At 66.7% G+C, this 9,046-nt stretch carries 13 protein-coding genes and 1 pseudogene; 8 read left to right on the forward strand and 6 right to left on the reverse strand.

All coding sequences use genetic code 11. The features are described 5' to 3' along the window. Positions 1–332: 332 nt before the first annotated feature. Complete coding sequence (locus OHT51_RS42005) at positions 333–674, reverse strand: hypothetical protein (RefSeq protein ID WP_328884155.1); 342 nt, start codon at positions 672–674, stop codon at positions 333–335. A gap of 295 nt (positions 675–969) precedes the next feature. Between OHT51_RS42005 and OHT51_RS42010 the strand changes: the two are divergent. From OHT51_RS42010 to OHT51_RS42025, 4 genes and pseudogenes are all read left to right on the forward strand, one after another. Next, positions 970–1,182 (forward strand): annotated as a pseudogene (locus OHT51_RS42010) (transposase); the annotation flags it as partial. Positions 1,183–1,850: 668 nt separating this feature from the next. Next, positions 1,851–2,321 (forward strand): hypothetical protein, encoded by a 471-nt coding sequence (locus OHT51_RS42015; protein ID WP_328884156.1) that lies wholly within the window; start codon positions 1,851–1,853, stop codon positions 2,319–2,321. A gap of 56 nt (positions 2,322–2,377) precedes the next feature. Beyond that, positions 2,378–2,680 (forward strand): hypothetical protein, encoded by a 303-nt coding sequence (locus OHT51_RS42020; protein ID WP_328884157.1) that lies wholly within the window; start codon positions 2,378–2,380, stop codon positions 2,678–2,680. Then, a complete protein-coding gene (locus OHT51_RS42025) occupies positions 2,677–2,892 on the forward strand; it encodes a DUF6233 domain-containing protein (RefSeq protein WP_328884158.1) in 216 nt (71 codons plus the stop codon). The genes OHT51_RS42020 and OHT51_RS42025 overlap by 4 nt, the downstream gene beginning before the upstream one ends. Positions 2,893–2,906: 14 nt before the next feature. Here OHT51_RS42025 and OHT51_RS42030 read toward each other — a convergent pair whose 3' ends face one another. The 5 genes from OHT51_RS42030 to OHT51_RS42050 form a co-directional block, all read right to left on the reverse strand. Next, complete coding sequence (locus OHT51_RS42030; RefSeq protein WP_328884159.1) at positions 2,907–3,083, reverse strand: hypothetical protein; 177 nt, start codon at positions 3,081–3,083, stop codon at positions 2,907–2,909. Positions 3,084–3,469: 386 nt separating this feature from the next. Continuing rightward, complete coding sequence (locus tag OHT51_RS42035; RefSeq protein WP_328884160.1) at positions 3,470–3,745, reverse strand: hypothetical protein; 276 nt, start codon at positions 3,743–3,745, stop codon at positions 3,470–3,472. A 59-nt stretch (positions 3,746–3,804) separates the two neighbouring features. After that, positions 3,805–4,428: a DUF6000 family protein gene (locus OHT51_RS42040; RefSeq protein ID WP_328884161.1), complete on the reverse strand. Its 624-nt coding sequence runs from the start codon at positions 4,426–4,428 to the stop codon at positions 3,805–3,807. A gap of 40 nt (positions 4,429–4,468) precedes the next feature. Next, positions 4,469–4,903, reverse strand: coding sequence for a tyrosine-type recombinase/integrase (locus OHT51_RS42045; RefSeq protein ID WP_328884162.1), 435 nt, complete (start codon positions 4,901–4,903; stop codon positions 4,469–4,471). Continuing rightward, positions 4,900–5,454, reverse strand: a complete 555-nt coding sequence (locus OHT51_RS42050) for an NUDIX domain-containing protein (protein WP_328884163.1) — start codon at positions 5,452–5,454, stop codon at positions 4,900–4,902. Before OHT51_RS42050 ends, OHT51_RS42045 begins: the two co-directional genes overlap by 4 nt. 202 nt (positions 5,455–5,656) lie before the next feature. Between OHT51_RS42050 and OHT51_RS42055 the strand changes: the two genes are divergently transcribed. The 4 genes from OHT51_RS42055 to OHT51_RS42070 all read left to right on the forward strand — a co-directional run bounded on the left by OHT51_RS42055 (position 5,657) and on the right by OHT51_RS42070 (position 8,826). Continuing rightward, positions 5,657–6,466, forward strand: coding sequence for an ABC transporter ATP-binding protein (locus OHT51_RS42055; RefSeq protein WP_328884164.1), 810 nt, complete (start codon positions 5,657–5,659; stop codon positions 6,464–6,466). Next, the gene (locus OHT51_RS42060; protein WP_328884165.1) at positions 6,463–7,224 is read left to right on the forward strand and encodes an ABC transporter permease; all 762 of its coding nucleotides are present in this window, start codon (positions 6,463–6,465) and stop codon (positions 7,222–7,224) included. Before OHT51_RS42055 ends, OHT51_RS42060 begins: the two co-directional genes overlap by 4 nt. 15 nt (positions 7,225–7,239) lie before the next feature. After that, a complete protein-coding gene (locus tag OHT51_RS42065; protein ID WP_328884166.1) occupies positions 7,240–8,034 on the forward strand; it encodes a helix-turn-helix domain-containing protein in 795 nt (264 codons plus the stop codon). 315 nt (positions 8,035–8,349) lie between these two features. Beyond that, a complete protein-coding gene (locus OHT51_RS42070) occupies positions 8,350–8,826 on the forward strand; it encodes a hypothetical protein (RefSeq protein ID WP_328884167.1) in 477 nt (158 codons plus the stop codon). Positions 8,827–9,046 lie beyond the last annotated feature (220 nt).

Raw genomic sequence — 9,046 nt, forward strand, 5'->3', positions numbered from 1 at the left:
ATTTCTTGGAAGCCGTATCTCAACCGAACGGGATCCCATGATTTCTGCTGGTCAAGCATGGTTTCGCTCGGGGTGAGGGAGGCATATCGACGTCTTGTGTCCGCTTCTTGGTCGAGGGGTGCGCGGTGATGCTCGGCCAGGAACGCGAAGACACTCCCGGCCGGGATCAGATCCCGGCAGGTCTCCCACACGTCCGCCCCGACCATCTCGCGACCCACTCGCCCATTGCCACATGACGAGTCTGGCCCTGCCGCTCACGCGGCAGGGCCAGAACCCAAGATCTTCATCGACCTTCTAGGGGGCTTCTGATGAATCTGGGCGTCCCGGGACGCTCAGCCGCCGTACTCGATCGCCACGCCGCCGACGCCGGTGCTCAACGGGCCGCAGCCGATACCGATGCTGTGGGTGTTGCCCGGCGTCGCATATACCCAATTCGAGTAAGCGTCGGGGGCCCAGCCGCAGATGGCGCGTACGGAGAACGCGTGCAGCTGCGTCCCGGGGTTGTAGCACTTGCCGTAGGCGACATTGTTCTCGATCCAGGTGCTGCACTGGAGCACGTTGGGCTCCGCGGCCGCCGCGGCCGCCGCGGGTGAGGCGGTCGCGAGACCGACTCCGCCGGCGAGAGCGATTCCCGCAGTTCCGGTGACGAGTGCGCGCTTCCAGAGGCTCTTCATGACCTGCCCTTCAGTTCCGCCCTGTGCCGGGCGTCCTGCGCGAAAGGGTAGGAGACAGGCAGGCAGGAGGGATCCTGACACATGTCAGGGCCCCCGAGCATGAGTACGGCGAGGCCCGGTGTGCTGCGCACGATGGTCACGGCAGTTTTTGAGGCGCTCCCATCGCGCACAGGCTGAGGGGATGGGGGTGAAGCAGGGTGAGGACTGATTAGGCCGTCAGCTGCGGGAGTTGGAGCACCTAATGGAAGCCTGGTCGTAGCCACATCCCCTTCCTTGCTGGCTCGGTGCACGAGTCATGGGGAAGGGGAACGGTCCTCCGGGGATGGTGCCGGATGATCTGTGGGGGCGGATCGAGCCGTTACTGCGGGTCAGGCAGCGGCGTCCGCGCCATCCCGGCCGGCTGCCACTGGACGACCGTGGTTGCCCGCAGGCCATCCTGTTCGTGCTGCACACCGAGATCCAGTGGGAGTGGCTGCCGCAGGAACTCGGCTTCGGGTCCGGGATTCCGCGTGCTGCCGCTCGACCGGGGGCGTCGCCCTGGCCGAGCCGCTGCACGAGCACGTCAGATCGCGCGCACCTGCTGCGCCTGCGGGCCCTTCTGCCCCCCCCGATCTCGAACTCCACCCGTTGCCCCTCATTAACTGGATCCAGACCGACACCCTCAACGAAGGGGCCGATGGACTGCGCATCGGCTGGGAGGGCCAGCTGTCCTCAGCGGGCACCGTTGGTCCCCGCAGCGTCCGTGCTCGCGCCGCCAAGACACAGAAGGAGGGCATCACTCCTGCCTGGCATACCGACCGCAGCGCCTACGCCGACCGCCACGACACCCACTGGACTCGCAGCAACAACCTCCCCGCCTACGTCATCGCAAAGACTGGCGACCTGAGGGTTATCTCCGGCTTTCGTCGACTCGACTACTGGCAGTGCGACATCCACGCCGCGCACCCTTGCCCCAACGGACGCAGCTGCCTCCGGTGGCCACTCCCCACGAGGTTCCCCAACTCGCCTTTCCAAGCGAGGACATGACTGAGTCGGCGGACGACGGTGCGCGGCTTCGTGTGGTCCAGTGCCGGGGCGACTGAACCGAGCCGGCCGCGGATCAACACACGGACTCGAAGAGGCACGAAGCGACCCGACGCCTCGCGGCCCCTCCCCCCGCATATACGGGAGGGAAACGTGAACAGATTCAAGCGCCTTATCGGGTGCGGCTCGGCCCTTGTGGTGGCGGTATCAACGCTCGCCGCAAGCGCTGGCGGTGAGAAGGAGGAAGCACTCCAACTCGCCCGCGCGGCCTGCACGATGGAGTTCCCCGAGGTCTCTGATGATCCACTGATAGACAGCGCAGCTCGGCAGGAGTCCCGGGACAGGGTTTTTCCCCTCATGGAGAAGGCAGCCGACAAGGCAGCCCAGGCCGCCCGCCTCGATGACACCAGGCAGCCTCTCGCTACGGCATTGAGCCGGAGCGCCGAACTCACCTCGGTCACCCTCGAACTCGGCGACCTGCGCGGCACCCAGCTTGACGGGGACTACAGCGACCCCGCGGACGTCGACAAGGACAGCCAACTCGATGAGCGACGTACCAAGCTGATCAACAGGCTGGACGAGCCGAACATCATCAGTGAGTGCCGCAAGACGACGGGGGACTGATCGGCGTTGGGGCGGTCCGCCGTACGAGCTGAGCTTCGCAGTGCGACCGCCTGGCCATGCGCGAAGTAGGCCGGGCCTGGCAGGTCACGCTCATAGGCGCGGTGCGGGGGCGCAACACGGTGCTGTGTCCCGTCCAATCGAGGTCGCCGACCCGCGCCTGGGTACCCCGGCGGGCGGTGCGCCAACTCCGCGACGGTGACGACGTCACGACAGCCGGAAGCAAGGAGATCGCGGAGAACGAGACCGTCGCGATCTCAGGATCCAGCGCGATGCCGTCCAGGCCGCGCTCGCTAGGGCCGACGCTCGACCACCACGGCGTCCTCGGCTCCCCAAGGGCGGCGCAGGCCTCGGCCCGGTGACGCAGATCAGCGCGCGCCCCACCTTCACCGTCCAGCAGCGGCGCACGCCCCGGGGACCCGAGCCCGCGATCAACCACACGGCGGTCTGCTCGATGATCGAAGGGCGGCCGCACCGGATCACTGAGCACGACGCGCGGGTGTCCCTGACGGATCCGAACATCGAAGGGTGCGCGTTCTGTCGGCCGGACACCGAGCTCGCCATCCACGACTAACGGGCTCAGCCCCGTCACTTGAGCTTGTCGATCACGTTCTTCTGGGTGCCCGAGAGGCGCTTCATGATGTTGCTCAGCGCGGTGAACGCCCTGGCTCTCCGATCCAGATGCATCTGGAGGCGCTGCTGAGATTCGCGGGACTCCTCGGGCTGGGAACCCTGACGCTCCTGCGGATCGGAACCAGGCGACATGGACTTCTCGCTTCCTCTGTCCCGGCGACTGCCCCGAGCACCAGCCTATGGGCGCCCGGGTCACCCTGCATGCGTACAGGTGGGCCTCGTCCAGCCATGGCCTCCGTGATGACCCTCGGGGAGGATTCGAACGGTCATCAGCGACATCGAGCCGATCTTGTTTCCGGTTCGATGACTCGTCCTGTTTCCGCTGTTCAGCAGCCCTACGAAGGACTCCGTGTCAGCTTGGCCGGCGCCGAAGACAAGCTCGCCCAGGTCGACGCACTGGCCGAGAGACAGTTGGCTGCGGTCCAGCTCGGAATGCCGGGCTTCAGCCGGTCCGCAGGAACCGCTGGGACGCCGAGACCAACGTCATGATCGAAGCCAGAGGCGAGCGAAGACGAAGATCAAAACGGAACCGACAGCCCGGCCTCCCGCAGCTGGGACAGGGCTGTGGACATGCACTGCTGCACGGTCCTTCCGTCAGCACGCATGCCGTGTTCCAAGGGACCCCCACTGGCGGCGAACGTCCACGCCGGCGCGTTGTCGGCCACTCTCTCGGCGTCCACTCTGATCATGGCGTTCACGCCCTGCTCACCCAGCCACTCCAGGACGAAGAGGGTCACGTCCTCGATGCCACCATCTTGGGCGGTCTTTGACGAGCGGCCCTGGTTTCCTGTCATCGCCCAGACTCTAGCGAGAGGTCCGAAGCAGTCGGCGTTCAGCGCTCAGGTCGGGAGACTCAGTGCCTGGTTTCCATTCTGGCAAAGAGTTCAGCGCACTCGCGGGCGAAGGAACACAGCTGGTCCACGACATGCCGGTACTCCTGCGGATCCCACACTACGTTCGGCGTGGCATCGGTCCACTGCTGCCACAGGCCACCGGCGGCCAGGTATGGGGATGCTCTCTCGGTCCCAAGGACCGCATCGAGGTGAAGCAGTGTGCTGAGAGCAAAGGTCCGGTCGTAGCCCAGCTCGGGTTGAGGCAAGTAGCGATCAAGGTATCTGCAGACCAGATCGGCGTCCGCGCTGGTGCCGAAGGTGGCAAGAGTGATGCAGTAGGCCCCGCCGTAGGGGCCTCCGCTGGCCAGTAGGAGTTCGCCGATGCGGCTGCGGAACTCGGTCCTGCCGGCTACAGCAACCAGCCAGGAGGCAGTCCTGCGCTCTCGCCAACCCCCTTCAAGAAGGATGCCGAGTTCAGCGGGAGTGATCTCCCCGGCAGCCTGGACCAGGTTCCTCACGAACAGTTCGCGCTCAAGCCCGCTCAGCCGCAGGAAGCTTCCACCCAGACGAAGGTACCGTCGGCCGGGCGCGACGAATCGTCGGACCACGTCTTTGAGCTCGGGGTCGGTGTGGGCATCGCGCATGGCTCCATCTTTGCCCGGCGAGGACCCAGCTGCCAGCGGTTCACCCAGAGCCCCGAGTAGCGATCGCTGGTTCAGAGAAGCAGGCGTGCTCGTGCTTGCAGGGGGTTACGTAGGGGCGCCCGCAGGTGCCGAGTGAGACCTTGCGGAGTTCGAAGTGCTGCTGGAAGTCGCGCCACTCCTCCGGAGTGGGCTCGCTGTACTCCTCCTGGGGACGCGCCGCGCGACGACGGTCAAGGAAGCCGCGGTATGTCCTGATCAAGTAGTCCTGAAAGACCGCGAGATACGCCTGAGTGGTGGTCAGCGTCTTGTGTCCGAGGATGCGTGCCGCGATGTGGACGCCGCCAGCGACGGCCTCGGTCGCGAACATCCTGCGGAAGTCGTGGGGCGTGCAGAGCAGTGGCTCGCCTGCCTGGTCCCGCAGGCCGGTGCATTCCAGGGTGCGGTCCATTAGCCGCTTGACGGCGGCCTCGCTCATGACCTGCGGCTGCCAGTAGGGCCGGCGCTGGAAGAGGTGCGGGAGCGGAGGGCCAGTAACGCGCGCGTGGGAGTCATAGCGCGCGACGGGCGGGATCTTTCCGCCGTCGCGTCGCGCAGGCACTTGATGATCGTGGCCAGGACGCTAGCCAGTTCGGGGCTGACCAGGAGCAGTCGTTCCTCGTTGCTCTTGGACGGCACGATCTGCAGCAGCGGGACGACCTCGCCTTTGTTGGGGAGTTGATCGAGAAGTTTGTAGGAGACCAGAGCCAGGTGGGTCAGTTCGGTGAGCTCTTCGGCCCGGACGCCGGTGTGCCGCAGGGTCTCGATGACGGCCCAGACCCAGAAGGCGTCTTCCTCGACGAAGCTCTGGTTGATGCGCCGGCCGGTGCTGCCGACTTCCTTGATGTAGACGTGTGGTTCCTCCGCCAGTTCCCGGGCGGCTGCCGCGAGGCTGGTCTCTCCGGCGTCGACGTGGCCCGCCGGGGGAAGCAGGCGGGTTCGTTGATGTGTGGCCGGTGAGTCGCAGGAACCGACGCGTGAGCGGTTCACCGACAGCTATGAGTATGGCGGGTTCGCGGCCTACCGAGCTCGGGGCAAGCAGTCCGTCGTTGCTGCGATGCGTCTGATCGACCGGTGATCTGGATGTCATGGTCGGAACAGGGTTGACCTTGACGCTGGGTCAACCCTCCATTCTTCCGGAGGAGCTTCCGCGCAGTCGCCTGGAACAGCTCCACGAGGGAGGAAGATGACCATGACAGTCCAATCGATCGCCGGACCGGCGATTCGCGTGCAAGGTCTCAAGAAGTCGTACGGGAAGCTCGAAGTGCTGCGCGGTGTGGACTTCGACGTGGCGCCGGGCGGCATTTTCGCCCTGCTCGGTTCCAACGGGGCGGGTAAGACCACGACCGTGAGGATCCTCGCCACGCTCCTGAAAGCCGACGCGGGGGCGGCGAGCGTCAATGGCTTCGACGTCGCCACGCAACCGGCGAACGTGCGGGAGTCCATCAGTCTCACGGGGCAGTTCGCGGCCGTCGACGAGATCCTCAGCGGTCGGGAGAACCTCGCCCTCGTCGCCAGGCTGCGCCACCTCAAGGACCCCGGCGCTATCGCGGATGACCTGCTGAGGCGTTTCTCGCTGAGCGACGCGGGCGCGCGGCGAGTGTCCACGTATTCGGGCGGGATGCGCCGCCGGCTGGACATCGCGATGAGCCTCATCGGGAATTCACCGGTGATCTTCCTCGACGAGCCGACGGCCGGACTCGACCCCGAGGCGCGCATCGAGGTGTGGGATGCGGTCAAGGAGCTCGCGGGCCACGGAACGACGGTGCTGCTCACCACGCAGTATCTGGACGAGGCCGAGCAACTGGCGGACCGGATCGCGATCCTCCACCAGGGTCGGATCATCGTGAACGGCACCCTCGCCGAGCTCAAACAGCTCTTCCCGCCCGCCAAGGTCGAGTACGTCGAGAAGCAGCCCACTCTCGAGGAGATCTTCCTCGCAGTCATCGGTGGCAGCGACAAGAGCGACGCCACGCGCACGACAACTGGGGGACAACGATGACCGCGTACTTCTTCAACGACACTGCCGCGCTCACGGGGCGGACCCTGCGCCATGTCACACGCAGCATGGACACCATCATCACGACCGCCATCACGCCCGTCGCCATGATGCTGATGTTCGTCTACGTGTTCGGCGGCGCCATCGATACCGGGTCGGTTCCGTACGTGAATTACATGCTGCCCGGCATCCTGCTCATGACCATCGCCTCAGGCATCTCCTACACCGCGTACCGGCTGTTCACCGATGTGAAGAGCGGGATCTTCGAACGCTTCCAGTCCATGCCGATCGCGCGGTCAGGTGTGCTGTGGGCCCACGTCGTCACCTCTTTGGTCGCCAACCTGATCGCGCTCGTGCTCGTCGTGGGCGTCGCTGTGCTCATGGGCTTCCGCTCAGGGGCAGGAGTGTCGGCATGGCTCGCGGTCGCCGGCGTCCTGCTCCTGTTCACCCTGGCGCTGACCTGGCTCGCCGTGATCCCCGGGCTTTCCGCGTCGTCGGTCGAGGGCGCTGGCGCGTTCGCGTACCCCCTCATCTTCCTGCCGTTCGTCAGTTCGGCGTTCGTGCCCACAAAGACGATGCCCGGCCCGGTGCGCTGGTTCGCCGAACATCAGCCGGTGACGTCGATCGTCAACACGATCCGCAGCCTGTTCGCCCAGCAGCCGGTCGGCGACGACATCTGGACCGCCCTCACGTGGTGCGTCGGCATCCTCGTCGTGGCGTACATCTTCGCGATGGCCGCCTATCGCCGGAAGATCGCCTGAGGCAGGCTGAGGCCCATGCTCACCATCAGCCAGCTTGCGGCGTACGCCGGGGTGACGGTGCGGGCGGTACGCCACTACCACCGGATCGGGTTGCTGCCGGAGCCCGAGCGCGACCGGTCCGGATACCGGACCTACGACGCTGTCGCGGTCGTGCGACTGATCCGGGTCCGCACCCTCGCAGACGCCGGCGTGCCGCTGGCCCGGGTGCAGGAACTCCTCGCCGCCGGCCCGGACGAGTTCGCCGGCGGCGTCCAGGAGATTGACAAGGCCCTGCGCGCCGAGATCCGGCGGCTGCAGGACACTCGCAGCCGACTCGGCAGGCTCGCCGCCGGAGAGCACCTGGCGCTTCCGCAGAGCGTCGTGGACTACCTCGACCGGCTGCGCGGTCTCGGCGTTGAGGAGCGGTACATCGAGATGGAGCGGGACGCCTGGATCATGATCGCCGCCCAGGTGCCGGATTCGATCGACTCCGTGATCGCCAAGAAGCACGAGGAGCTGGACGACCCCGACATGGTGAAGCTCTACAGCCTTCTCAGCGGGGCACTCGAATGGCCGGCCGACGATCCGCGGATCGTCGAGGTCGCCGACATCATGGAGCGCTTGATGATTCGCGCTGTGGAGGCCGGCGAGGTGGATGGCGAGGACGGCATCGACGACCAGTTCGTCGACCTGCTGGACTCAACCATGGTCGAGTCCTCACCGCACGCCGCACGGCTGTTGGCGATCCTGGAGGAGCGGGGCTGGAAGGGCTGGACCCGCATCGAGCGAGTGCCTGCCGACAGACTCAACACTGAGCTGCCGCCCACTTGAAGGCAGGTCAGGGTCCTGGAGTGACGCTATTCGAGGGTGCACGTGCTGGCCGGGAGCGGCCGTCTGCCTCCGTGAGGAACAGGGCCGACGCGGTGGGGGCGGGCGGCGTGGATGTACTTCATGGCTGTGGTGGAGATCCCGAATATGCGGATGAGGTGGACGGGGTCCTCGGTGTCACGGGCTTCGTCCAGATCGTCGGGGTGATGGTGCCCGCCGCCGTCTCGTCGTCCCCGCGCTCGCGGGGGTACTCGCCGCTACCTGTGCCAGATGGCACGGCCCAGCGGTCGTGCCCGCGCCCACGGGGATAGCTCGATCGTGCTGTGGCTCAGCCAGCTGATCGGCAAGGGGCTGCCTCAGCGGCAGGAGTGCGGCGACCGGCTGTGCGACGACCGCATGTTGCTCGACTCCGGCCGGGACTGCCCACGGTGCGAGGACCGGCAGGCCAACAGTCGTGCCCAGCGGCACGCGGTGGCGGCCGCCGTCGACGTCACGATGCCGTACGCCTCCGAGGCGGAGCGCCGTATGGCGATCGACCAGCAGCTGCATGAGAGCGTGACCGTCCGGGCGTGGGCCCGCGAGCACGAGTGGGAGCGGGTGCGGGCCCGGCGGGCGGCGGCCGCCAAGGCCCGTGCCGAAGCCGCGGCCGTGCAGCCGGCCGACGTCGTCCCGGCCGCGCCGGTGGCCGCGGTCGTGCTGCCCGTATCGCGCCCGGCCGCCATCGTCTCCGCACCGGCGCGGGAAACCGCCACTGTCGACGAGGAAGGAGCTGGTCCTCAAGGAGCTGATTCGTGAGCAGGTTCGCGACTGGCGGGTGCGGGGGAGAAGGACCACCAGGTCGTCATGCGACCACATCGCCCGGTACGGCGAGACGTCCACGAGGCGGCTGTTCAGCCACCAGTTGGTTCGACCAGGTGCAGCGACTTTCCGGCACTCACCGAGGTTGCTCTCAGCAGCAGCGATTGTCCGGCAGTTTGGGCAGCATCTGGAGGTCGGCGGTCTCAGGAATGTTCAT

It is taken from the genome of Streptomyces sp. NBC_00299 (genome assembly GCF_036173045.1).
GTDB lineage: Bacteria > Actinomycetota > Actinomycetes > Streptomycetales > Streptomycetaceae > Streptomyces > Streptomyces machairae.